The sequence below is a fragment of the Thermomonospora sp. CIF 1 genome (assembly GCF_001896795.1).
Taxonomy (GTDB): domain Bacteria; phylum Actinomycetota; class Actinomycetes; order Streptosporangiales; family Streptosporangiaceae; genus Thermomonospora; species Thermomonospora curvata.
This window is the reverse complement of the sequence record NZ_MOYN02000021.1, coordinates 146,934-170,208: the sequence shown is the minus strand read 5'-3', so window position 1 is coordinate 170,208 and position 23,275 is coordinate 146,934. Positions and strand designations below refer to the sequence as shown.

General features: G+C 72.7%; 23 protein-coding genes. 19 read left to right on the top strand and 4 right to left on the bottom strand.

The window, feature by feature from the left end; translation table 11 throughout:
* Positions 1-12: 12 nt before the first annotated feature.
* The 4 genes from BUE48_RS14025 to pip form a co-directional block, all read right to left on the bottom strand.
* Positions 13-1,164, bottom strand: a complete 1,152-nt coding sequence (locus tag BUE48_RS14025) for an NAD(P)H-dependent flavin oxidoreductase (RefSeq protein WP_012853170.1) — start codon at positions 1,162-1,164, stop codon at positions 13-15.
* Positions 1,165-1,314: 150 nt separating this feature from the next.
* Positions 1,315-1,713, bottom strand: a complete 399-nt coding sequence (locus BUE48_RS14020; RefSeq protein WP_012853169.1) for a Zn-ribbon domain-containing OB-fold protein — start codon at positions 1,711-1,713, stop codon at positions 1,315-1,317.
* A 2-nt stretch (positions 1,714-1,715) separates the two neighbouring features.
* Positions 1,716-2,882 (bottom strand): thiolase family protein, encoded by a 1,167-nt coding sequence (locus BUE48_RS14015; protein ID WP_286990078.1) that lies wholly within the window; start codon positions 2,880-2,882, stop codon positions 1,716-1,718.
* 287 nt (positions 2,883-3,169) lie between these two features.
* The gene (pip, locus tag BUE48_RS14010) at positions 3,170-4,135 is read right to left on the bottom strand and encodes a prolyl aminopeptidase (protein WP_012853167.1); all 966 of its coding nucleotides are present in this window, start codon (positions 4,133-4,135) and stop codon (positions 3,170-3,172) included.
* A gap of 129 nt (positions 4,136-4,264) precedes the next feature.
* Between pip and BUE48_RS14005 the strand changes: the two genes are divergently transcribed.
* From BUE48_RS14005 to BUE48_RS13915, 19 genes are all read left to right on the top strand, one after another.
* Complete coding sequence (locus BUE48_RS14005; RefSeq protein WP_286990077.1) at positions 4,265-5,701, top strand: coiled-coil domain-containing protein; 1,437 nt, start codon at positions 4,265-4,267, stop codon at positions 5,699-5,701.
* A gap of 237 nt (positions 5,702-5,938) precedes the next feature.
* A complete protein-coding gene (gene pyrG, locus BUE48_RS14000) occupies positions 5,939-7,618 on the top strand; it encodes a CTP synthase (RefSeq protein ID WP_286990076.1) in 1,680 nt (559 codons plus the stop codon).
* Entirely contained in the window at positions 7,615-8,247 is a 633-nt protein-coding gene (locus tag BUE48_RS13995) for an NUDIX domain-containing protein (RefSeq protein ID WP_012853164.1), read from the top strand. Before pyrG ends, BUE48_RS13995 begins: the two co-directional genes overlap by 4 nt.
* A gap of 202 nt (positions 8,248-8,449) precedes the next feature.
* The gene (locus tag BUE48_RS13990; protein WP_286990075.1) at positions 8,450-9,394 is read left to right on the top strand and encodes a tyrosine recombinase; all 945 of its coding nucleotides are present in this window, start codon (positions 8,450-8,452) and stop codon (positions 9,392-9,394) included.
* A 121-nt stretch (positions 9,395-9,515) separates the two neighbouring features.
* Positions 9,516-10,424 carry a ParA family protein gene (locus tag BUE48_RS13985; protein ID WP_012853162.1) on the top strand — a complete coding sequence of 303 codons (909 nt, stop codon included), beginning with the start codon at positions 9,516-9,518 and terminating at the stop codon, positions 10,422-10,424.
* 40 nt (positions 10,425-10,464) lie between these two features.
* Positions 10,465-11,403: a segregation and condensation protein A gene (locus tag BUE48_RS13980; RefSeq protein ID WP_012853161.1), complete on the top strand. Its 939-nt coding sequence runs from the start codon at positions 10,465-10,467 to the stop codon at positions 11,401-11,403.
* A complete protein-coding gene (gene scpB, locus BUE48_RS13975; protein ID WP_012853160.1) occupies positions 11,400-11,990 on the top strand; it encodes an SMC-Scp complex subunit ScpB in 591 nt (196 codons plus the stop codon). The genes BUE48_RS13980 and scpB overlap by 4 nt, the downstream gene beginning before the upstream one ends.
* On the top strand, positions 11,987-12,739 hold the full coding sequence (locus BUE48_RS13970) for a pseudouridine synthase (protein WP_012853159.1): 753 nt from the start codon (positions 11,987-11,989) through the stop codon (positions 12,737-12,739). Before scpB ends, BUE48_RS13970 begins: the two co-directional genes overlap by 4 nt.
* 75 nt (positions 12,740-12,814) lie before the next feature.
* Positions 12,815-13,177: a chorismate mutase gene (gene aroH, locus BUE48_RS13965; protein WP_012853158.1), complete on the top strand. Its 363-nt coding sequence runs from the start codon at positions 12,815-12,817 to the stop codon at positions 13,175-13,177.
* Between the two features lie 99 nt (positions 13,178-13,276).
* Positions 13,277-14,350 carry a prephenate dehydrogenase gene (locus tag BUE48_RS13960; RefSeq protein WP_012853157.1) on the top strand — a complete coding sequence of 358 codons (1,074 nt, stop codon included), beginning with the start codon at positions 13,277-13,279 and terminating at the stop codon, positions 14,348-14,350.
* A 144-nt stretch (positions 14,351-14,494) separates the two neighbouring features.
* Positions 14,495-15,166: a (d)CMP kinase gene (gene cmk / locus BUE48_RS13955; protein ID WP_286990074.1), complete on the top strand. Its 672-nt coding sequence runs from the start codon at positions 14,495-14,497 to the stop codon at positions 15,164-15,166.
* Positions 15,167-15,294: 128 nt separating this feature from the next.
* On the top strand, positions 15,295-16,686 hold the full coding sequence (der, locus tag BUE48_RS13950; RefSeq protein WP_286990073.1) for a ribosome biogenesis GTPase Der: 1,392 nt from the start codon (positions 15,295-15,297) through the stop codon (positions 16,684-16,686).
* Positions 16,687-16,783: 97 nt separating this feature from the next.
* A complete protein-coding gene (locus tag BUE48_RS13945) occupies positions 16,784-16,987 on the top strand; it encodes a hypothetical protein (protein ID WP_012853154.1) in 204 nt (67 codons plus the stop codon).
* Positions 16,988-17,010: 23 nt separating this feature from the next.
* A complete protein-coding gene (locus BUE48_RS13940; protein ID WP_286990072.1) occupies positions 17,011-18,147 on the top strand; it encodes a nucleoside 2-deoxyribosyltransferase domain-containing protein in 1,137 nt (378 codons plus the stop codon).
* A gap of 111 nt (positions 18,148-18,258) precedes the next feature.
* Entirely contained in the window at positions 18,259-18,657 is a 399-nt protein-coding gene (locus BUE48_RS13935; RefSeq protein WP_286990071.1) for a TOBE domain-containing protein, read from the top strand.
* A gap of 52 nt (positions 18,658-18,709) precedes the next feature.
* The gene (gene modA / locus BUE48_RS13930) at positions 18,710-19,432 is read left to right on the top strand and encodes a molybdate ABC transporter substrate-binding protein (RefSeq protein WP_286990331.1); all 723 of its coding nucleotides are present in this window, start codon (positions 18,710-18,712) and stop codon (positions 19,430-19,432) included.
* Positions 19,429-20,217, top strand: a complete 789-nt coding sequence (locus tag BUE48_RS13925; protein ID WP_012853150.1) for an ABC transporter permease — start codon at positions 19,429-19,431, stop codon at positions 20,215-20,217. The genes modA and BUE48_RS13925 overlap by 4 nt, the downstream gene beginning before the upstream one ends.
* Positions 20,214-21,263 (top strand): ABC transporter ATP-binding protein, encoded by a 1,050-nt coding sequence (locus tag BUE48_RS13920; RefSeq protein WP_286990070.1) that lies wholly within the window; start codon positions 20,214-20,216, stop codon positions 21,261-21,263. The genes BUE48_RS13925 and BUE48_RS13920 overlap by 4 nt, the downstream gene beginning before the upstream one ends.
* 177 nt (positions 21,264-21,440) lie before the next feature.
* A complete protein-coding gene (locus tag BUE48_RS13915; protein ID WP_012853148.1) occupies positions 21,441-23,255 on the top strand; it encodes a phosphoenolpyruvate carboxykinase (GTP) in 1,815 nt (604 codons plus the stop codon).
* Positions 23,256-23,275: the final 20 nt, after the last annotated feature.

Genomic DNA, 23,275 nt, shown 5'->3' with positions numbered 1-23,275 from the left:
GGGGCGGGGCCGTCACTCGCTCGACAGGGCGTTGAGGCGTTCGAGGGCCTCGGCGAACTCCTGCATCATGTCGTAGACGACCTGGCGGGCGGGGCGGACGGTGTTCATCAGCCCCACGCACTGCCCGACGAAGTAGTTGGCCAGTTCCCGGGCCCCGGGGTGGCCGCTCTCGGCGACCTTGTTGATCTGCCGCATGGCGCCTTCGGCCAGCACCATCTGCGTCGGCATGCCCAGCGGGCCGGGGCTGTCGGGGCCCTCCCAGGCGTCGGTCCAGGCCGAGCGGAGCTGCCGGGCGGGCTTGCCGGTGCGCGAGCGGGAGCGGATGGTGTCGCGGGAGGTGGCGGCCAGCATCTTCTCCTTGACGTGCGGCGGGGTCTCGGCCTCCTCGGTGGTCAGCCACACCGAGCCGCACCACACCCCGGAGGCGCCCAGCGCCATCGCGGCGGCCATCTGGCGTCCGGTGGCGATGCCGCCGGCGGCCAGCACCGGCACCGGGGCGACGGCGTCCACCACCTCGGGGACCAGCACCATGGTGGAGATCTCGCCGGTGTGCCCGCCGGCCTCGGTGCCCTGGGCGACGATGAGGTCCACTCCGGCGGCCACCTGGCGGCGGGCGTGCTCGACGGTGCCGACCAGGGCGGCGACCGGGACGCCGGCGGACTTGGCCGCCTCCACCATGCGCGGCGGCGGGGTGCCCAGCGCGCTGGCGATCAGCCGGATGGGGTGGGAGAGGGCGACCTCGATGAGGTCGGTGGCGCCCTTCTCGGTGACCTGCTCGCCGACGCCCTTGGCCTTGGAGCGGCGGGCGGCCTCGAAGTCCGGCAGCGGGACCTGGTAGCGGGCGAACAGGTCGCGCAGGAAGTTCCAGTGCTCCTCGGGCACCGCGGCGAGCATGGCGGCCAGCCCGCCGCCGGACTCGCCGGACTTGTCGCCGTTTTTGAGGTCGAGCTTGGCCGGCACCAGCACGTCCACCCCGTAGGGCCGGCCGCCGACCTGCCGGTCGATCCAGCGCAGCTCCTCTTCGAGCCGCTCGGGGGAATAGGCGACGGCGCCGAGCACTCCCATCCCGCCGGCGTTGGTGACCGCCGCGACCACGTCGCGGCAGTGACTGAAGGCCAGCAGCGGGAACTCGATGCCGAACATCTCGCAGACCTCGGTACGCATGGCTTGACGCTACTGGACCGAATGTCATTCGGTCCAGTCGGCGCAGGTCGTGAGCCCGCACACTCCCGGGCGGCCGGGCCCGGACATGGGAACGGCCCGTGCCGGGCCGGGCACGGGCCGTGCGGTCGCGGGACGGGGCGCCCCTTCCGCTCAGGCGGGACGGAACAGCAGGTAGGACTCGCCCTCTTCGGGGTGCACGAAGACGGCCCGCAGGGGGAGCCCTTCGCGCAGGGCGGCGGGGTCCACCTCGGTCAGCCGGCCGTGCAGCCAGGGGCCCTCGGCCAGCTCCACCAGCGCCAGATGCACCGGCGGCGGCGTGGTGCCGTCCTCGGCGGGGCGGCCGTGCAGCGTCGTCCAGCTCACCAAGGTCGCCTCGCCACTGGCCTCGGCCCAGCTCAGCTCGTTGCCGCCGCACTCGGCGCAGCCGGTCTGGTCGGGGGTCAGCCAGCGGTCGCACGGCTCGCACCGCTTGATCAGCAGCCTGTCCTCGGCGGCGGCGTCGAAGAACGGGTCGGTGCGGCCGTCCTTGCGCAGGATTCCCACGTCCATGGTCAGGCTCCCTTCCGGTGCGGGCTGACGATCAGCGTGGAGTGGTGCTCCAGGATGCCGCCGTTGCCGCTGACCAAGATCACATCGTTCTTGGCGACCTGGCGCTCGCCGCCGTCCCCGCGGGCCTGGATGATCGCCTCCGACAGCGGGGTCATGCCCCACATGTAGTAGGCCGACAGCTGCCCGCCGCCGGTGTTGGTGGGCAGCGCGCCGCCGGGACCCAGCACCCCCGACTCCACGAACGCGCCGCCCTCGCCCTTGGCGCAGAAGCCGTAGTCCTCCAAGGAGACCAGGACGGTGTAGGTGTAGCAGTCGTACAGCTGGCAGATGTCGATGTCCTGGGGGGTGACCCCGGCCATCTTCATGGCGATGGGCCCGGAGATCGCCGCGCCGGTGGTGAGGCCGAAATCACTGTCGCGTTCCATGCGGTGCACCGGGTGGCCCTGGCCCCAGCCCCAGATGTGCACGGGGGGACGCGCCAGGTCGGCGGCTCGGTCGGCGCCGGTCACCACGACGGCGATGGCGCCGTTGGAGACCAGGCAGCAGTCCAGCAGGTGCAGCGGCTCGGCCACCCAGCGGGAGTTCTGGTGATCTTCCAGCGTGATGGGCTCGCGCATCTGCGCCAGCGGGTTCATGGTGGCCCACTGCCGGGTGGCGACCGCGATCGCGCCGAGCTGCTCGCTGGTGGTGCCGTAGCGGGCCATGTGGCGCCGGGCGGCCAGCGCATACAGGGTGTTGACGTCGCGGAAGCCGAGCGCGGAGGTCATGCCGCCGAAGCCGTACCACTCCTTGGCGCTGCGCTTGTAGGCGGCGCCCGCGGACTGCTTGGGCCGCAGCGGCGCGTCGGCGAACACGCAGGCGACGGTGGACGCGGCGCCGCTGATCACCGACATCGCCGCGTACGCCACCATGGCGCCGGCGGTGGCGCCGAAGGACTGCATCACGGTCAGCACCCGCAGGTCGCGCAGCCCCAGCGTGCCGGCCAGCTCGATGCCGGGGGAGCCGCCGAGGCCGTGGCTGACCACCAGCCCGTCCAGGTCCGCCAGGGTCAGCCCGGCGTCGGCGACCGCCCGGCGCACGGCCTCATCGGCCAGCCGGCGCGGGCTGCGCCCGTACACCTTGCCGAGCTCGGTCATGCCGAGCCCGGCGATCGCCGCCCCCTCACCCATGGATCCTCATCACTCCTCCTACCGGGGTGTGTTCTCGGCAGCCCACGGTACCGAATCGTGTTCGGTATATGGCGTGCGCGGGCGGGGCGGGAGCGGATCCGGTGAACCGGGAACGGCTTCGTCCCGCGGCATGGGACGGGACGGCGCCCGGCGCGGCCGTGATCTTCGGTGGATCCGGGAGCGCCCGGATGGGCCGGCCACCGGGCGCCTTCGGTGATCTCGCCCACCTTGCGGCGGCGGTGAACCTCATCGCTTGCGGCCGGGCGGGGACGCCCGCGGCCCGCCGGTCAGCTGCGGGCGAAACGGTCGGTGGCCTCGATGAGGCGGTGCAGGATGCCCGGCTCGTCGTAGGAGTGCCCGGCGTCGTCCACCAGGTGGAACTCCGCCTCCGGCCAGGCCCGGTGCAGGTCCCAGGCGGTGGCCGGCGGCGTGCACACGTCGTAACGGCCCTGCACGATCACCGCCGGGATGTGCCGGATCCGCTCCACGTCGCGCAGCAGCTGGTTTTCCTCAAAGAAGCCGCCGTGGCGGAAGTAGTGGTTTTCGATGCGGGCGAAGGCCACCGCGTAGTCCGGATCACCGAAGTGCTCGACCAGCGAGGGATTGGGACGCAGCGTCAGCGTCCTGGCCTCCCACTGCGCCCAGGCACGGGCCGCCGCCACCCGGACCTGGCGGTCCGGCGACTCCAGGCGCGCCCCGAACGCGGCGATCAGATCGTCCCGCTCTTCTTCGGGAATCGGCTCCACATACTTCTCCCAGGCGTCCGGGAACAGCAGCGAAGCGCCCTCTTGGTAGAACCAGTACAGCTCGAAGGGGCGCAGCATGAACACCCCGCGCAGCACCAGCTCGCTCACCCGCTCCGGGTGCGTCTGCGCGTACGCCAGGGACAGCGCGCTGCCCCACGACCCGCCGAACACCAGCCACCGGTCGATGCCCAGGTGCTCGCGCAGCCGCTCCATGTCGGCGACCAGATGCCAGGTGGTGTTGTGCTCCAGGGAGACCGCCGGGTCGGATGCGTGCGGCCGGCTGCGGCCGCAGTTGCGCTGGTCGAACAGCACGATCCGGTAGGCCTGAGGGTCGAACTGGCGGCGATGATCGGCGGTGCACCCTCCGCCGGGCCCGCCGTGCACCATCACCGCCGGTTTCCCGTCGGGATTGCCGCAGACCTCCCAATAGATCTGATTTCCATCGCCGACGTCCAGCATCCCGGATTCGTGCGGTTCGATCGGCGGGTAGAGGGTGCGTAGCTCCATGGGCAGCGATTGTCTCACCGCTTGCGGCCCGCGTCGGCGCGTCGATGGTCTGTTAACAACGCGTTGAGATCTGGGTTCTCGAACCCAAACAGGGCAAACGCTGAGCCCGACGGCACTAGAGTGCAGGGTGTGAGCGACCTCAACGGATCGGGAGGCCAGCGGCCGGTGCAGGAACTGGGCTCGCCGTGGCCGGTGCTCGGCCCCGACTCAGGACCGCAGCCCGCCGTGCCGGCGCAGGCCGCGGCCGCTGCCGCCGGCCGGCCCGGCGAGCAGCGGGACGCCCAGCCCTGGGACATCGTCGAGCGGCTGCGCCAGATGGCCGATCTCATCGGCGACGCGCTGGCCGCCGGTGAGCGCAAGGTCATGGAGGCCGCCAAGGAGGCCGCCGCCCTCCAGCAGGAGAAGGAGGCCGCCCAGCGGGACGCCGCGGCCGCCTGGGGGGAGGTGCAGCGCGCCCGCGGCCAGGCCGAGCAGGCCGACCGCCGGGCCGGTGAGGCCGAACGGCGCGCCGCCGAGGCCGAGCATCGTGCCGGTGAGGCCGAGCGGCGGGTCGCCGAGCTGGAGCGGCGGATGGCCGAGGCCGCCAATGAGGCCGCCGCGCAGATCGCCGCGTTGCAGGCCGAGCGGGAGTCCGCCCAGCGCGATGCGGCCGCCGCCTGGAACCAGGCGCAGCAGTCCCGCGCCCAGGCCGAGCAGGCGCTGGCCCAGGCCGAACAGTCCGAACGGCTGGCCGCCGAGGCCGAACGCCGCGCCGAGCAGTCCCGCGCCCAGGCCGAGCAGGCGCTGGCCCAGGCCGAACAGGCCCGCGCCCAGGCCGCCCAGGCCGAACAGGCCCGCATGCAGGCCGAACAGGCCCGTGCCCAGGCCGAGCAGCGGATGGCCGAGGCGGAGAACACCGCCCGCCAGATGATGGCCCAGCGCGACTCGATGCGGGAGGCCCGCGACGAGGCCCACCGCGCCATGGAGGAGGCCGTCGCCGCCCGCCGTTCCGTGGAGGCCGAACGGGACCGCCTCTCTGAGCAGGCCGCCGAGCTGTCGCGGGCGCTGGAGAGCGCCCACTCGGAGCTGGCCGGCCTGCGCGCCAAGCTCAGCGAGGCGGAGATGGCCGCCGCCAACTTCCAGCACGCCGCCGCGGCGGCGGCCAAGGAGGCCGAGTCCGAGCGGCGGCGCGCCGCCGAGCTGGAGAAAGAACGCCAGCAGGCGCTGGAGGCCGTCCGCGCGGCCGAGCAGCAGCGCGACGCGGCGCTGCAGGCCCAGGCCCGCGCCGACTCGGAGGCCACGCTGGCCCGCGGCCGCGCCGAGCAGGCCGGGCGCGAACGCGACAACGCGGTGGCCGCGATGCGGCAGCTGGCCGCCGAACGCGACGCCATCGCCGAAAAGCTCGCCGAGCGCGACCAGTGGGTCGACCAGCTCGCCCAGGCCGTCACCGAGCAGCGCACCGCCCTGGCGGAGATGTCCCAGGAGCGGGACGCCGCCCGCACCGCCGCCGACCAGGCCCGCACCCTGGTCGACGAGCTGACCCGGCAGCTGCGCACCATCATGCCCAGCGCGGCTCCGCGGGTCTGATCCGCCCGCGCCGGGCGGCCGGCGCCCCGCCTTCCGATCCCGGGTGCCGAGCACGGTGATCCACGCCCCTTGCACCGTCGAATCGGCGTCCGACCAGGGGCGATACCGTCGTTTGCGCGGCCTGGACGCCTTTGCCGTGTGCGTCCCGCCCTGCTCGGTGTTCTCCGGCTGTTATCCTGGTGGCCCGTGGATAAAGCGGCCAAGCCCCGCCTCGCGACGACCACGGGAGCGTCCTACTTGCCATCGGCAGCCACGGGTAGCCAGCGTCCTACCAAACATCTCTTCGTCACCGGCGGTGTCGCCTCCAGCCTCGGCAAGGGACTGACGGCATCCAGCCTCGGGCGGCTTTTGACCCTGCGTGGCCTGAAGGTCACCATGCAGAAGCTGGACCCCTATCTCAACGTCGACCCGGGGACGATGAACCCCTTCCAGCACGGGGAGGTCTTCGTCACCGACGACGGCGCCGAGACCGACCTGGACATCGGGCACTACGAGCGGTTCCTGGACACCGACCTGCACGGGTCGGCCAACGTGACCACCGGCCAGGTGTACTCCAACGTCATCGCCAAGGAGCGGCGCGGGGAGTACCTCGGCGACACCGTCCAGGTCATCCCGCACATCACCAACGAGATCAAAGACCGCATCCGCGGCATGGCCGAGCCCGGCGTGGACGTGGTCATCACCGAGGTCGGCGGCACCGTCGGCGACATCGAGTCACTGCCGTTCCTGGAGGCCGTCCGGCAGATCCGCCACGAGATCGGCCGCGACAACTGCTTCTTTCTGCACGTGTCGCTGCTGCCCTACATCGGCCCGTCCGGGGAGCTGAAGACCAAGCCCACCCAGCACTCGGTGGCCGCGCTGCGCAGCATCGGCATCCAGCCGGACGCGATCGTGTGCCGCTCGGACCGGCCGATCAGCGACGGCCTCAAGCAGAAGATCAGCATGATGTGCGACGTGGACCGCGAGGCGGTGGTCTCGGCGGTGGACGCCGCCAGCATCTACGACATCCCCAAGGTGCTGCACGCCGAGGGCCTGGACGCCTACGTGGTGCGCCGGCTGGGCCTGCCGTTCCGCGACGTGGACTGGAGCGCCTGGGACGAGCTGCTGCGCCGGGTCCACCTGCCGGTCCACGAGGTCACCATCGCCCTGGTCGGCAAGTACATCGACCTGCCCGACGCCTACCTTTCGGTCACCGAGGCGCTGCGGCACGGCGGGTTCGACAACGACGCCCGGGTCAACATCCGCTGGGTCAAAAGCGACGAGTGCGCCACCCCTGAGGGCGCGCAGCGGATGCTGGAGGGCGTGGACGGGGTGCTGATCCCCGGCGGGTTCGGGGTGCGCGGCATCGAAGGCAAGATCGGCGCGGTCCGCCACGCCCGCGAGAACGGCATCCCGCTGCTGGGCATCTGCCTGGGCCTGCAGTGCATGGTGATCGAGGCGGCCCGCTCGCTGGCCGGCCTCACCGACGCCGGCAGCAGCGAGTTCAGCGACGACACCCCGCACCCGGTGATCGCCACCATGGCCGACCAGGTCGATGTGGTCTCCGGCGACCGGGACATGGGCGGCACCATGCGGCTGGGCCTGTACCCGGCCGACCTGGCCGAGGGCTCCCTGGTCCGGGAGCTGTACGGGGCGCCCCGCGCCTCCGAGCGGCACCGCCACCGCTACGAGGTCAACAACCGCTACCGCGAGCAGCTGGAGAAGGCCGGGCTGCGCTTCAGCGGCCTGTCCCCCGACGGCCGCCTGGTGGAGTACGTCGAGCTGCCCCGCGAAGTGCACCCGTTCTTCGTGGGCACCCAGGCGCACCCGGAGTTCCGCTCCCGTCCCACCCGGCCGCACCCGCTGTTCTCCGGGCTGATCGCGGCGGCCATCAAGTACGGCGCGGCCCGCCGTTCCGGCGCCGTCACCACCTCATGAGCGGCGCCGAGGAGGTCCGCGACCGGCCCGAACGCTGGGAGGTGGTCGCCAGCGCCACCTCCTATGCCGGACGGCTGGTGCATGTGCGCAGCGACCAGGTGAAGATGCCGGGCGCCTCGGGCGTGGAGGTCGTCACCAGGGAAGTGGTGGTCCACCCCGGCTCGGTGGCCGTGGTCGCCCTCGATGAGGCCGAGCGGGTGCTGCTGATCCGCCAGTACCGCCACCCCGCCGGGCGCCTGCTGTGGGAGCTGCCCGCCGGGCTGCGGGACGTGCCCGGCGAGCCGCTGCGCGACCTGGCCGCCCGGGAGCTGCTGGAGGAGGCCGGGCACCGCGCCGAACGCTGGCACACCCTGGCCGACGTGCTCGTCTCGCCCGGCATCTCCACCGAGCGGTCCCGGATCTTCCTGGCCCGCGACGTCAGCGAGGTGCCCGCCGAGCAGATCGGCTTCCAGCGGGTGCACGAGGAGGCCGACATGCCGGTGGCGTGGGTGCCGCTGGAGGAGGCGGTGGCCAAGGTGCTGGAGGGGCACATCCACAACCAGCTCGCGGTGATCGGGATCTTGGCCGCCCGCGCCGCCCGCGCCGCCGGCTACCGCTGCCTGCGTCCCGCCGACGCCCCCGAGGAGTGAGTCTTTTCCACCAGCCGGCCCGGGGCCGCAGGCGGGGCGCAAAACGCGTCCGGCACCGCATCGCTCCGGGGCACGGCATCGGCTCGACCTGCGGGACGGCGCGGTGAAACGCGCCGATCGGCGCGGCCTGCGCGCACAACCGTCCCGGAACCGGCATCATGGGGCGGGTCGGACTATCGGCGGGTGGACGGGAGTGCTGTGCGTGGCGGCTGAGTCCGCGTTGGAGACGGCCGTGAGCCGCTACCTGGCGCACCTGGCCGCAGACCGCGGCCTGGCCGCCAACACCCTCAGCTCCTACCGGCGCGACCTGCGCCGGTATGCGCAGGCGCTGCGCGAGCGGGGCCGGTGCGCCATCGGCGAGGTGACCGAGGCCGACGTGCTGGGCTACCTGGCGGGCCTGCGCGAGGGCGACGCCGCCCACCGGCCGCTGTCGGACCGCTCGGCCGCGCGGGCGGTGGCGGCCGTGCGCGGCCTGCACCGCTTCGCCGTGCGGGAGGGACTGGCCGCCGCCGACCCGGCCGCCGGCGTCCGGCCGCCGGCCTCTCCCAAGCGCCGGCCCAAGGCGATCTCCGTCGCCGAGGTGGAACGGCTGCTGGCGGCCGCCGCCTCCGAGGGCACCCCGCGCGGGCTGCGCGACCGGGCCCTGCTGGAGCTGCTGTACGGGTCGGGGGCGCGCATCTCCGAAGCGGTCGCGCTGGATGTGGACGACCTGGACCTGAAGGCCGGTCTGATCCGCCTGACCGGAAAAGGCGGCCGCGTCCGCCGGGTGCCGGTCGGCGAGCACGCCAGGCGGGCCGTGGAGGCGTACCTGCGGCAGGCCCGTCCGCACCTGGCCAAGGACGGGACCGCAGGGCCTGCGTTGTTCCTGAACGCCCGCGGCGGGCGGCTGTCGCGGCAGGGCGCCTGGATGGTGCTGCGCGCCGCCGCGCAGCGGGCCAGACTGGTGGGGGTGTCCCCGCACACCCTGCGGCACTCCTTCGCCACCCACCTGCTGGACGGCGGTGCCGACGCCGGGGTGGTCCACCAGCTGCTCGGCAATGTCTCCGCCGAGCAGGGCCGGGGCGGGCGAATGTACGCTCTGGTCACTCAAGGGCTGCTCACCGAGGTGCACGCCATGGCCCATCCCCGGGCGCGCGCCGAGGTGTGAAAGCGCGCGCAATCTGCGCTTCAATCGATTCCCCCGGCGCGCGTCGGCTTGAGCCGCCGCGCGCCGTACCCCTAAAGTCCCCGTTTTGGACGGTAACCAGGCCGCCGGGAAGGTTAAAGCCGTGACCAGTACGCCGGAGGCAGCCGGGACCGAGCTCCCGGTCGCCCTGACCGATCCTCGTCAGGCCCTCGGGCCGACAGGGCGGCCCCTGCCCGTGTTCCCCGAGCCCGAGCCGCTGACCGAGCACGGGCCGGCGCGCATCGTGTCGATCTGCAACCAAAAGGGCGGGGTCGGCAAGACCACCACCACCATCAATCTGGGCGCCGCGCTGGCCGAGGTGGGCCGCCGGGTGCTGCTGGTCGACTTCGACCCCCAGGGCGCGCTGTCGGTCGGCCTCGGCAAGGGCGACCCCCGCCAGCTGGAGCTGACGGTCCACAACCTGCTGCTGGAGGACAACGTCAGCTGGGAGGAGGTCGTCCTCGACACCGGCTTTGAGAACATGGACCTGCTGCCCAGCAACATCGACCTGTCGGGGGCCGAGGTCCAGCTCGTCCACGAGGTCGGCCGCGAGTACATCCTGTCCGGGGCGCTCAAGCCGGCCGTCCCCGAGTACGACTACATCCTCATCGACTGCCAGCCGTCGCTGGGGCTGCTGACGGTCAACGCGCTGGCCGCCAGCCATGGCGTGCTGATCCCGCTGGAGTGCGAGTACTTCGCCATGCGGGGCGTGGCGCTGCTGATGGAGACGATCGAGAAGGTGCAGGCCCGGATCAACCCGGAGCTGAAGATCGACGGTGTGCTCGGCACCATGTACGACTCGCGCACCCTGCACACCCGCGAGGTGCTGGAGCGGATCGTGCAGGCCTTCGGCGACCGGGTGTTCCACACCGTGATCAACCGGACGGTGCGCTTCCCCGACGCCACGGTGGCCGGGGAGCCGATCACCTACTTCGATCCCACGTCCATGGGCGCCAACGCCTACCGGGAACTGGCCAAGGAGGTCCTGGCGAGGTGGGCCGAGACCGGTTGATCCCCGCCGGCCCGCCGGCGCGCAGGCCGGTGGGCCGCCGATGCCGGGTCAGTGCCGGTCTTCCATTACGGTGCAGGGTGTGAAGCACGCCGCCGCCCCCGAAACCGGCCCGCCGCGGGCCGCCGAGCAGGCGGACGGGCCGCAGGACGAGCAGCGCGCCGCCGGCTTCCAGGTCCACCTGGACAACTTCGAGGGGCCCTTCGATCTGCTGCTGGCGCTCATCTCCAAGCACAAGCTCGACATCACCGAGGTGGCGCTGCACAAGGTCACCGACGAGTTCATCGCCTACATCCGCTCCCGCGGCCCCGACTGGGACCTGGACCAGGCCAGCCACTTTCTGCTGGTGGCGGCGACGCTGCTGGATTTGAAGGCGGCCCGGCTGCTGCCGTCGGGGGAGGTGGACGACGAGGAGGACCTGGCCCTGCTGGAGGCCCGCGACCTGCTGTTCGCGCGGCTGCTGCAGTACCGCGCCTACAAGGAGGTCGCCAAGGTCCTCGCCGAGCGAATGGCCGAGCAGAGCCGCCGCTATCCCCGCAACGTGCCGCTGGAGCCCCGTTTCGCCAACCTCCTGCCGGAGGTGCTGCTGGGGCTGGGACCGGTGGAGTTCGCCCGGCTGGCCGCCAAGGCGCTGGCGCCCAAGGAACCCCCGCCCGGCGTCCCGGTCGAGCACATCTACCAGCCGAAGGCCAGCGTCGCCGAGCAGGCCGCCATCGTGGTGGCCAAACTGCGCCGGATGCGGCGGGCCACCTTCGCGGTGCTGACCGCCGACTGCCGGGGGACGTTCGAGGTCGTCGCCCGCTTCCTGGCGCTGCTGGAGCTGTACCGGGAGCAGGCGGTCGTCTTCGAGCAGGCCGAGCCGTTCGGGGAGCTGCACGTGGAGTGGACCGGCAGCGACGAGGGCGAGATAGCGGTCGGCGACGACTACGAGGGGACCCCGGACCGCCAGGACGGCCGGGGTGAGAACGGGGACGGAAGATGACCGTGACGACTGACCGGCCGGAGCCGGAGGCCGAGCCGCAGGTGGGGCTGCGGGCCGCCCTCGAGGCGATCCTGCTGGTGGCCGACGAGCCGGTGACCGAGGTCGCGCTGGCGCAGCTGCTGGAGCGGCCCGTGCCGGAGGTCGCCGCCGCCCTGCGGGAGCTGTCGGATGAGTACACCGCCCAGGGGCGCGGGTTCGATCTGCGCCAGGTCGCCGGCGGGTGGCGTTTCTACACCCGCGACACCTGCGCGCCGGTGGTGGAACGTTACGTCACCGACGGCCAGCAGGCCCGCCTGACCACGGCCGCGCTGGAGACGCTGGCCGTGGTCGCCTACCGCCAGCCGGTGAGCCGGGCCAAGGTCTCGGCGATCCGGGGCGTCAACAGCGACGGGGTGATGCGCACCCTCACGTTGCGCGGGCTGATCGAGGAGGCGGGACGGGACCCGGAGACCCAGGCCCACCTGTACCGCACCACCGGCTACTTCCTGGAGCGGCTGGGGCTGCGCAGCCTGGACGAGCTGCCGGAGCTGGCCCCCTACCTGCCCGAAGACCTTCCTGAGGACATCATCGAGGACGGACGCGCATGAACACCGACACCGGCACCGCAGAGCACAAAGAGGGCGTGCGGCTGCAGAAGGTCCTGGCCGAGGCCGGGCTGGGCAGCCGGCGCCAGTGCGAGCGGCTCATCGTCGAAGGCCGGGTCAAGGTCGACGGCGAGGTGGTCTCCTGGCTCGGCGCCAGGGTCGACCCGGCCAAGGCCGTCATCCATGTGGACGGCCTGCGCGTGGAGACCCGCCCGGAGATGCGCTACTACGCCCTCAACAAGCCGCGCGGGGTGGTCAGCACCATGGCCGACGAGCGCGGCCGCAAGTCGCTGGCCGACTATGTGGACGTGCCCGAGCGGCTGTTCCACGTGGGCCGGCTGGACACCGACACCGAAGGGCTGATCCTGCTCACCAACGACGGTGATCTGGCTCACCGCCTCACCCATCCCAGTTTCGGCGTGGAGAAGGTCTACCTGGCCGAGATCGTCGGGCCCATCCGGCGCGACCTGGGGCGGCGGCTGCGCGCCGGCATCGAGCTGGAGGACGGCCTGGCCAAGGCCGACCGTTTCCGCCTGGTCGAGCAGGTCGGCAAGCGGGCCCTGGTGGAGATCACCCTGCACGAGGGGCGCAAGCACATCGTGCGGCGGATGCTCAAGGAGGCCGGGCACCCGGTGCAGAAACTGGCCCGCATCAGGTTCGGCCCGATCAAGCTCGGCCGCTTGAAGCCGGGTAGCCTGCGCGCGTTGACCATCAAGGAGGTCGGCGAGCTGTACCGGGCGGTCGGGTTGTAAGGTCCCGGCGCGGCGTCGCCGGCCCGCGGCGGCACCCCCCGCCGCCGCGACCTTCGGCAGGGAGGAATGACGACAGTGGCGGTACGCGCGATCCGCGGGGCGACCCAGGTGGAGGCCGACGACCGGGAGCAGATCCTGGAGGCGACCACGGAGCTGGTCACCGAGGTGATGCGGCGCAACGGGCTGTCCACCGACGATGTGATCAGTGTGATCTTCACGGCCACCCCCGACCTCACCGCGGAGTTCCCCGCATTGGCCGCCCGCAAGCTCGGCTTCCACGAGGTGCCGCTTCTGTGCGCCACCGAGCTGGACGTGCCGCACGCGCTGCCCCGGGTGATCCGGCTGATGGCCCATGTGGAGACCGACCGGCCCCGCTCCCAGATCCAGCACGTCTACCTGCGCGGGGCTGTCGCGCTGCGGCTCGACATCGCCCAGTAGGCCGCTTGACCCGCCGTTTTCCGGCAGGTCAAAAGCAGGTCGGCGGATTTTCGGCACGGCCGGGGCCGCTACGCTGAGGGCGTGGAGAGCGACCAGGCGATGCGGCGCATCATCATCATCGGAACGGGGCTGATCGGCACCTCCGTGGCGCTGGCGATGCGCGAACGCGGCACCGAGGTGCTGCTGGCCGACCGGGACGCCGCGAGCCTGGAGCTGGCCGTTCAGCTCGGCGCCGGGACGCCGCTGCCGGAGGACGGGCCGGACGAGCCGGCCGACCTGGCCGTGGTGGCCGTGCCGCCGGCGGCCGTGGCGCCGGTGCTGCTGGATGCGCAAAAACGCGGCCTGGCCCACGTCTACACCGACGTGGCCAGCGTCAAGGCGATGCCGCTGCAGGAGGCCGCCGAGCTGGGCTGCGACCTGACCAGCTATGTGGCCGGGCATCCGCTGGCCGGCAGCGAGCGCTCCGGCCCCGCGGCCGCCCGCGCCGACCTGTTCCTGGGCCGCACCTGGGCGCTGTGCCCGGTGGAGGAGACCGATTCCCGAGCCTTGGAGCGGGTCCGGCAGCTGGCCACGGCCTGCGGCGCCCGGACGCTGACCGTGCCGGCCGCCGAGCACGACCGGGCGGTGGCGCTGGTCTCCCACGGCCCGCACGTGGTCTCGGCCGCGATGGCCGCCCGGCTGCGCGGCGCCGACGACGTCGCGCTCAGCCTGGCCGGGCAGGGAGTGCGCGACGTCACCCGGATCGCCGCCGGCGATCCGCGGCTGTGGCTGGGGATTCTGTCGGCCAACGCCGGGCCCGTCGCCGACGTGCTGGAGGAGGTCGCCGCCGACCTGAAGGCCGCCGCCGCGCACCTGCGCGAAGGCGGCGAGCACGCCCTGGAGCGGGTGACGGACCTGCTGGTGCGCGGCAACGCCGGACGGGCGCGCATCCCCGGCAAGCACGGGGGGCGGCAGTCCCGCTACGCGGTCGTCCCGGTCCTCATCCCCGACCGGCCCGGCGAGCTGGCCCTGCTGTTCCAGGCCGCCGGGGTGGCCGGGGTCAACATCGAGGACGTGTCCATCGAGCACTCCCCGGGCCTGGCGGTCGGCGTGGTGGAGCTGTCGGTGGAGCCGGAGGCGGCCCAGCGGCTGGCCGCCGAGCTGCGCGCCCGCGGCTGGTCGGTCCCCGGCTGAGCGCACCCGCCGGCCGCGCCCTGCGGTGTCTGCGGAAGATCCGGCATGCCGGTAGCCTGGGCCGGGGCCCGCGCCTTATCACCGGCGCCCCGCGATCCTTCACCTCGGCCCCGGCCGCCTCTTGCACCTTGGGAAGGAAGCACCGTGTCGCTCGTCATCGCCATCGACGGACCGTCGGGATCGGGCAAGTCCAGCGCCGCCAAGGGCGTCGCCCGCGCGCTGGGGCTGCGCTACCTGGACACCGGCGCCATGTACCGGGCCATGACGTGGTGGATGCTCTCCCAGGGGGTGCCCGTGGAGGACGCCGAGGCCGTCGCCGCGCGGGCCGGCGAGCCGGTGCTGGAGTGCGGCACCGACCCCGACGCCCCGACGATCTCGGTGAACGGCACCGACGTGTCGGGCCCGATCCGCACCCGCGAGGTCACCAACGCCGTCAGCGCGGTCAGCGCGGTGCCGGCGGTGCGCGAGCGGCTGGTGGCGCTGCAGCGGGAGATCATCGGCGATGGGGGGATCGTGGTCGAGGGCCGGGACATCGGCACCGTGGTGGCGCCCGACGCCCCCGTCAAGGTCTTCCTGACCGCCAGCGAGGAGGCCCGGGCGCAGCGGCGGGCCAGGGACCTGGCCGCCGACCCCGCGGTGACCGTGGAGCTGACCCAGGCCGAGCAGGCCCGCCGGGACCGGCTGGACTCCACCCGCAAGACATCCCCGCTGACCAAGGCCGACGACGCCTGCGAGATCGACTCCACCGACCTGACGTTGGAGGAGGTCATCGAGACGGTGGTGCGTCTGGCCAAGGAGCACGCCGCCACGGGGTGACCGATGGCGACGCCGTCCCGGGCGGGACGGCGGGAAGGCCCGGCACGCCGGCCGGGCGGGCCGCAGGCTCCGAGCAGGCCGTCCGCGGAGCACGTGGTACGGCAGGACGGCCACGAAGCGGAGTAGCAGTGAGTGAGCACGACGTTTACCAGTCCGTAGCGGAGGCCGCCGGCGACGGCGTGCGCCAGGATCGGGTGCCGCCGGTGGTGGCCGTGGTCGGGCGTCCCAACGTGGGCAAGTCCACCCTGGTGAACCGGATCCTGGGACGCCGGGAAGCGGTCGTGGAGGACGTCCCGGGGGTGACCCGGGACCGGGTCTCCTATGAGGCCGACTGGAGCGGGCGGCGGCTGACGATCGTGGACACCGGCGGCTGGCTGCCGGACGCCACCGGGCTGGCCGCGGCCGTCGCCGAGCAGGCCCGGCTGGCGGTGGAGCTGGCCGATGTGGTGCTGTTCGTGGTGGACGCCACGGTCGGCGCCACCGACGTGGACGAGGCCGTGGTGGACATCCTGCGCCGCTCCGGCAAGCCGGTGCTGCTGGTGGCCAACAAGGTCGACGACGCGGCCACCGAGCTGGACGCGGCGGCGCTGTGGTCGCTGGGCATCGGGGAGCCGCACCCGGTCAGCGCCCTGCACGGCCGCGGCAGCGGCGACCTGCTGGACGCGGTGCTGGCCGCGCTGCCCGAGCCGCCCCCGCCCACCGAGGACGCCGCCGGCGGCGGCCCGCGCCGGGTGGCCCTGCTGGGCCGTCCCAACGTGGGCAAGTCCAGCCTGCTCAACAAGCTGGCCGGGGAGAACCGCGTGGTGGTCGACGACGTCGCCGGCACCACGCGCGACCCGGTGGACGAGCTGATCGAGCTGGGCGGGCGGACCTGGCGGTTCATCGACACCGCCGGGATCCGGCGCCGCTACCGGGAGAGCCAGGGCGCCGACTTCTACGCCACGCTGCGCACCCAGTCGGCGCTGGAGCGCGCCGAGGTGGCGGTGGTGCTCATCGACGCCTCCCAGCCGCTGGCCGAACAGGACCTGCGGATCATCTCCATGGTGATCGAGGCCGGCCGGGCGCTGGTGCTCGCCTACAACAAGTGGGACCTGCTGGATGAGGAGCGCCGCCACTACCTGGAACGGGAGATCGACCGGCAGCTGCACAACGCCCGCTGGGCGCCGCGGGTGAACATCTCCGCGCTGACCGGCCGGCATGTGGACAAGCTGGTGCCGGCGCTGGACACCGCGCTGGCCGGGTGGGGCTCGCGGGTGCCCACCGCCAAGCTGAACCAGTTCTTCTCCGCCCTGGTGGCCGCCCACCCGCACCCGGTCCGCGGCGGCAAGCAACCCAAGATCCTCTTCGCCACCCAGGCCGATGTCCGCCCGCCCCGGTTCGTGCTGTTCACCACCGGGTTCCTGGAGGAGAGCTACCGGCGGTTCATCGAACGGCGGCTGCGCGAGGAGTTCGGCTTCGCCGGCACCCCCATCGACATCACCATGCGGATCCGGGAGCGGCGCTCGTCCCGGCGGAAGTGAACGGCGCCCGGCGCAGGGCTTCCCGGCGCCGGGCGGTTCTCCTATCGTGGGCGCAAAGCGAGAACGCGTTCTACTTTGCCGTCAGGGGGAGAGCCGCGTGAGAACCCTGCTGCTGGGCGCCGTAGCGATCGCCCTGGTGGGCTGTGGTTTCGCCTGGGACAAGCCGTGGCTGTGGGGGCTGGGGCTGCTGGTGGGCCTGGGCGCGCTGTTCGGCGACAGCGACCCGGTGGAGCTGGACGGCAGGGACCACGGCCCGGAAACCCCTATGGGCGTGCGCAAAATGCGCAATAAGGGGTTGTAACCGGCCCGGGGGACAATGCCCCCATGGAGCCTGAGGTCCTGGACGTCTGCGCGCGTGAGGAACCGCCCGGCCACTGGGACGCGGCGATCTTCCTGGCCGGTCCATCGCCCCGCGACGAGGCGGTGCCCTCCTGGCGCCCGCGGGCCGTCGAGGTATTGCGCGACCGCTGGAAGGCGCCCGGACGCCTGGTCGTCTTCGTCCCCGAGCACCGCCACGGCGTCTACGACGACTACACCGGCCAGGTGGAGTGGGAGGAGCGCTGCCTGCACCTGGCCGACGAGATCGTCTTCTGGGTGCCGCGCGACATGCGGACCATGCCGGCGCTGACCACCAACGTGGAGTGGGGCATGTGGCACGACTCCGGCAAGGTGGTCTTCGGCGCCCCTCCGCAGGCTCCCCGCAACAAGTACCTGCGCCACTACGCCGTCAAGCACGGCGTGCCGGTCGCCGCCACGCTGGACGATGTGATCGCCGCGGCCTTGGAGCGCATCGGCGAGGGCGCCCGGCGCAGCGGCGGCGAGCGGGAGATACCGCTGCTGCTGTGGCGGCAAGAGAGCTTCCAGCGCTGGTACGCCGCCCAGCGCGGCGCCGGCAACGCGCTGCGCGGCGCCCGGCTGCAGTGGCGCGCCGGGCCGTACTGGGGGCTGCGCGCGGCGGTCGAGGTGGCCGCCGAGGGACGGGTCAAGGAGGAGATCGTCTTCTTCCGTCCCGACGTCAGCGCCGTCGTGCTGTACCGGCCGGGCGCCACGCCGGAGGAGACGGCGGTGGTGCTGGTCCGGGAGTTCCGCGGCCCGGCCGCCACCGAGGACGGGTTCGCCCGCGCGCTGCCGGGCGGGTCGGGGCCGGGCGATCCGCGGCATGTGGCGGCGCGGGAGGTCGCCGAGGAGACCGGGCTGGCGGTGGATGCGGCGCGGCTGCGCCCGCACGGCTCCCGGCAGGCCGACGCCGCGATGTCGGCGCACCGCGTCCACCTGTTCTCCGCCGAGATCACCGAGGAGGAGCTGGCCCGCATCCGCGGCACCGGCCCGCACGGCCGGGCCGAGGAAGGGGAGCGCACCTTCGTGGAGGCGGCCACGTTCGCCGAGATCGGCCGGGGCCGCCTGGTGGACTGGGCCACTTTCGGCATGATCGCCGAGGTGCTCGCCGCCGTCCGGCGGTGACCCGGCCGGCTCATGACATCGCATTTGCCAGGGTCATTCGTTGGATGCCCTTGTTTCTTCGAGGGAAAAATCCCATTGATGCTGGTATATGCGAGGTGTTAGCTTTCTTGCGTGGCGACGTTCCGGATCAGTGAGGCCGCCGCGCTGCTGGGGGTCAGCGCCGACACGGTGCGCCGCTGGGTGGACTCCGGCCGGCTCGGCGCGGCCCGCGACGAGCACGGCCACCGCCTGATCGCCGGCGCCGACCTGGCCGCCTTCGTGCGGGAACGGCGGGCCGACCCCGAACCGGGGGCCCGGTTCTCCTCGGCCCGCAACCGGCTGCGCGGCATCGTCACCGACGTCGTCCGCGACACCGTGATGGCCCAGGTGGAGATCCAGGCGGGCCCGTTCCGGGTGGTGTCGCTGCTGAGCCGGGAGGCCGCCGACGAGCTCGGCCTCAAGGTCGGCGTGGTCGCCGAGGCCGTCATCAAATCCACCACCGTCGTCGTCGAAGTGCCCGGGCGCGGATGACCGGGGGAACGCCTTGATCAGGAGTGTTGCCGCCGCCCTCGTCACGGCCGTCATGGCGCTGACCGCCGCCGGCTGCGGCGGCGCCTCCGAAAGCGCTGAGGGGCGGACGCTGACGGTCCTGGCGGCGGCGTCGCTGACCGAGACGTTCACCGCGCTGGCCGAAACCTTCGAAAGCACCCACCCGGGGGTGAAGGTCCGGCTGAGCTTCGGCGGCAGCTCGACGCTGGCCCAGCAGATCCTCCAGGGCGCCCCGGCCGACGTCTTCGCCGCCGCCGGCCCGGCGACCATGAAGCCCGTCACCGAGGCGCGGCTCACCGCCGGCGAGCCGCGCGTCTTCGCCCGCAACCGGCTGGTCATCGCGGTCCCGCCGGGCAACCCCGGTAGGGTGCACGCCCTGCGCGACCTGGCCGGGCGGAAACTGAAGGTCGTGGTGTGCGCGCCGCAGGTGCCGTGCGGCGACGCGGCGCAAAGGGCGCTGCGGGCGGCCGATACCGAGATCACCCCTGCCTCGCAGGAACAGGACGTCAAGGCCGTCCTCACCAAGGTGCGGCTGGGCGAGGCGGACGCCGGGCTGGTCTATCGGACGGACGTGCGCTCGGCCGGCGGCCGGGTCGAGGGCATCGAGTTCCCCGAGGCGGCCGAGGCGATCAATGACTACCCGATCGCGGCGCTGGCCGAGGCGCCCCGGCCGAAGCTCGCCCGGGAATTCATCGACCTGGTGCTCTCCCCGCAGGGCCGGAAGACGCTGACAGAGGCGGGATTCGAGTCCGCATGAACGCACACGCCCGGGTGCCGTGGGTGCTGCTGGTTCCGGCGCTGCTCGGGCTGGCCTTCCTGGTGCTGCCGCTGACCGGGCTGCTGATCCGCGCCCCCTGGTCCACGCTGGGCGCCCGCCTGACCGAGCCGCAGGTGCTGGAGGCGCTGCGGCTGTCGCTGGTGACCTCGACGCTGGCCACGGCCCTGTGCCTGGTGCTGGGGGTGCCGCTGGCCTGGGTGCTGGCCCGGACCGCGCTGCCCGGACGCGGCCTGGTGCGGGCGCTGGTCACCGTGCCGCTGGTGCTGCCCCCCGTGGTGGGCGGCGTGGCGCTGCTGTTGGCGCTGGGGCGGCGCGGGATCGTGGGGCGGTGGCTGGAGGCGGCCTTCGGCGTCACGCTGCCGTTCACCACCGCCGCCGTGGTGCTGGCCGAGGCGTTCGTGGCGATGCCGTTCCTGGTGATCAGCGTGGAGGGGGCGCTGCGCGGCGTCGACCGCCGCTATGAGGAGGCCGCCGCCACGCTCGGGGCCTCCCGGTGGACGGTGTTCCGCCGGATCACGCTGCCGATGGTCGCCCCCGGCGTCGCGGCCGGCGCGATCTTGTGCTGGGCCAGGGCGCTGGGGGAGTTCGGCGCCACCATCACCTTCGCCGGCAGCTACCCGGGCCGTACCCAGACCATGCCGCTGGCGGTCTACCTGGCGTTGGAGACCGAGCCGGAGGCCGCCATCGTGCTGAGCCTGGTGCTGCTGGCGGTCTGCGTGGTCATCCTCGCCGCGCTGCGGGACCGGTGGGTGAGCCCGCCGTGAGCGCCCTGGAGGCCCGCCTGACCGTGCGGCGCGGGAACTTCACGCTCGACCTGCCGCTGCGCGCCGGGGCGGGGGAGGTCGTGGCGCTGCTGGGCCCCAACGGGGCGGGCAAGACCACCGCGCTGCGCGCCCTGGCCGGGCTGCTGCCGCTGGAGGAGGGGCACATCCATCTGGACGGCGAGCCGGTCCACCTCCTGCCGCCCGAGCGGCGGCCGGTCGGCGTGGTCTTCCAGGACCACCTGCTGTTCCCTCACCTGTCGGCGTTGGAGAACGTGGCGTTCGGGCCCCGCTGCCGGGGGATGCCGCGCCGGGCGGCGCGCGAGCACGCCGCCGCATGGCTGGAGCGGGTGGGGCTGGGAGATCACCTGGCCGCAAAACCCCGGGCGCTGTCGGGCGGGCAGGCCCAGCGGGTCGCGCTCGCCCGGGCGCTGGCCGTCGAGCCCCGGCTGCTGCTGCTGGATGAGCCGATGGCCGCTTTGGACGTGCGCACCCGGCCCGAGATCCGCGCTCTGCTGCGCCGGCATCTGGCCGATTTCCCCGGGGTGACGGTGCTGGTCACCCATGATCCGCTGGAGGCCATGGCGCTCGCCGACCGGCTGGTGGTGGTGGAAGAGGGGAATCCGGTGCAGGAGGGCGCGCCCGCCGAGATCGCCCGGCGTCCCCGCACCGGCTACATCGCCCGCCTGGTGGGGCTGAACCTGCACCGGGGCCGGGCCGACGGCCGCACGGTCGTCTTGGACGCCTCCCGCGGCGCCGAGCCGCTGCGGCTTCACCTCGCCGAGCCGGCGCGGGGCGAGGTGTTCGTGGCCTTCCCGCCCTCGGCCGTGCGGGTGCACCGCGCTCTGCCGCAGGGCGCCGGCAACCGGTGGCCGGCCCGCGTCGAGGCGGTCGAGTGGCAGGGCGACCGCGTCCGCGTCGAGCTGGAGGGGCCCGTGCAAGTCGCCGCCGACATCCCCCCGGAGGCCGTGGCCGAGGCGGCTTTGACCGAGGGCGAGGAGGTCTGGGCGACGCTGCCGGCCGGTGCGCTCCACGTCTACTGTGCCTGAAATCTCCCCATATGGGGGAATACTTCGTGCCACGAAGGGCACGTTCCAATAAGTGATATCTGTCACAAAACCGCCATGAGACCGTAAAAGACGGCCGGATTGGTCCAGACCAAATGGAAAACATGTGCGGTTTTGTTCATGATGCAAAGATCCTGCGAACAGCATAAGGAGTTGCCCGTGTCCCTACAGGTCCCCGGCCTCGACCAGGCCCCCACCAGCCACACCGAGCTGGTCGACTGGGTGCGTCAGATCGCCGAGCTCACCAAGCCCGATCGGGTCGAGTGGTGTGACGGCTCGGAGGAGGAATGGCAGCGGCTCACCGACCTTCTCGTCGAGCAGGGCACCTTCAAGCGACTCGATCCCGCCAAACGACCCAACAGCTTCTACGCGGCCTCCGATCCCAGTGACGTCGCCCGCGTCGAGGACCGCACGTTCATCTGTTCCGAGAAGGAAGAGGACGCCGGCCCGACCAACAACTGGATCGCCCCGGCGGAGATGCGGGCCACCTTCAACAAGCTGTTCGACGGGTGCATGAAGGGGCGCACCATGTACGTGGTGCCGTTCTGCATGGGCCCACTGGGCGGCAACATCTCCCAGCTGGGAGTGGAGATCACCGACTCGGCCTACGTGGCGGTGTCGATGCGGATCATGACCCGCATGGGCACGCCCGCGCTGCGGCTGATCGAAGAGCGCGGCTCGTTCGTCAAGTGCGTCCACTCCGTCGGCGCCCCGCTGGAGCCGGGCCAAAAGGACGTGCCCTGGCCGTGCAACTCCACCAAGTACATCTCGCACTTCCCCGAGACCCGGGAGATCTGGTCCTACGGGTCCGGCTACGGCGGCAACGCGCTGCTGGGCAAGAAGTGCTACGCGCTGCGGATCGCCTCGACCATGGCCCGTGACGAGGGCTGGCTGGCCGAGCACATGCTGATCCTCAAGCTCACCCCGCCCTCCGGTGAGCCCCGCTACGTGGCCGCCGCCTTCCCCTCGGCCTGCGGCAAGACCAACCTGGCCATGCTGCAGCCGACCATCCCCGGCTGGAAGGTGGAGACCATCGGCGACGACATCGCCTGGATGCGCTTCGGCGAGGACGGCCGGCTGTACGCCATCAACCCCGAGGCCGGCTTCTTCGGCGTCGCCCCCGGCACCGGCGAGTCCACCAACGCCAACGCCATCAAGACCCTGTGGGGCAACAGCATCTTCACCAACGTCGCCCTCACCGACGACGGCGACGTGTGGTGGGAGGGCCTGACCGACGAGCCGCCCGCCCACCTGACCGACTGGCGGGGCAACGACTGGACGCCGCAGTCCGGCACCCCGGCCGCCCACCCCAACGCCCGCTTCACCGTCCCGGCCAGCCAGTGCCCGACCATCGCGCCCGAGTGGGAGGACCCCAAGGGCGTGCCGATCTCGGCGATCCTGTTCGGCGGCCGCCGCGCCACCGCCGTGCCGCTGGTGACCGAGTCCTTCGACTGGCAGCACGGGGTGTTCCTGGGCGCCAACGTGGCCTCCGAGAAGACCGCCGCGGCCGAGGGCAAGGTCGGCGAGCTGCGCCGCGACCCGTTCGCCATGCTGCCGTTCTGCGGCTACAACATGGGCGACTACTTCGGCCACTGGATCAAGATCGGCAAGCAGGCCGACCCGGAGAAGCTGCCGCGGATCTACTACGTCAACTGGTTCCGCAAGGACGACAGCGGCCGCTTCCTGTGGCCGGGCTTCGGTGAGAACAGCCGGGTCCTCAAGTGGATCGTCGAGCGCCTCAACGGCCAGGCGGACGCGGTCAAGACCCCGATCGGCCACGTGCCGACCAAGGAGTCGCTGGACACCGAGGGCCTGGACATCCCCGAGGCCGACCTGGAGGTCCTGCTGTCGGTCGACCCCGAGGTGTGGCGGGAGGAGGCCGGCCTCATCGCCGAGCACTTCAAGACCTTCGGCGACCACCTGCCCAAGGAGCTGTGGGAGGAGCACCGCGCCCTGGTGAACCGCCTGGGCTGACGGGCCGTCCCGCGACGGCC

Coding starts and splice junctions, on each gene's coding strand:
- BUE48_RS14025 (WP_012853170.1), bottom strand. CDS start 1,164: ATGCGTACCGAGGTCTGCGAGATGTTCGGCATCGAGTTCCCGCTGCTG.
- BUE48_RS14020 (WP_012853169.1), bottom strand. CDS start 1,713: ATGGACGTGGGAATCCTGCGCAAGGACGGCCGCACCGACCCGTTCTTC.
- BUE48_RS14015 (WP_286990078.1), bottom strand. CDS start 2,882: ATGGGTGAGGGGGCGGCGATCGCCGGGCTCGGCATGACCGAGCTCGGC.
- pip (WP_012853167.1), bottom strand. CDS start 4,135: ATGGAGCTACGCACCCTCTACCCGCCGATCGAACCGCACGAATCCGGG.
- BUE48_RS13995 (WP_012853164.1), top strand. CDS start 7,615: ATGAGCGGCGCCGAGGAGGTCCGCGACCGGCCCGAACGCTGGGAGGTG.
- BUE48_RS13980 (WP_012853161.1), top strand. CDS start 10,465: ATGCCGGGTCAGTGCCGGTCTTCCATTACGGTGCAGGGTGTGAAGCAC.
- scpB (WP_012853160.1), top strand. CDS start 11,400: ATGACCGTGACGACTGACCGGCCGGAGCCGGAGGCCGAGCCGCAGGTG.
- BUE48_RS13970 (WP_012853159.1), top strand. CDS start 11,987: ATGAACACCGACACCGGCACCGCAGAGCACAAAGAGGGCGTGCGGCTG.
- BUE48_RS13960 (WP_012853157.1), top strand. CDS start 13,277: ATGCGGCGCATCATCATCATCGGAACGGGGCTGATCGGCACCTCCGTG.
- BUE48_RS13940 (WP_286990072.1), top strand. CDS start 17,011: ATGGAGCCTGAGGTCCTGGACGTCTGCGCGCGTGAGGAACCGCCCGGC.
- modA (WP_286990331.1), top strand. CDS start 18,710: ATGGCGCTGACCGCCGCCGGCTGCGGCGGCGCCTCCGAAAGCGCTGAG.
- BUE48_RS13925 (WP_012853150.1), top strand. CDS start 19,429: ATGAACGCACACGCCCGGGTGCCGTGGGTGCTGCTGGTTCCGGCGCTG.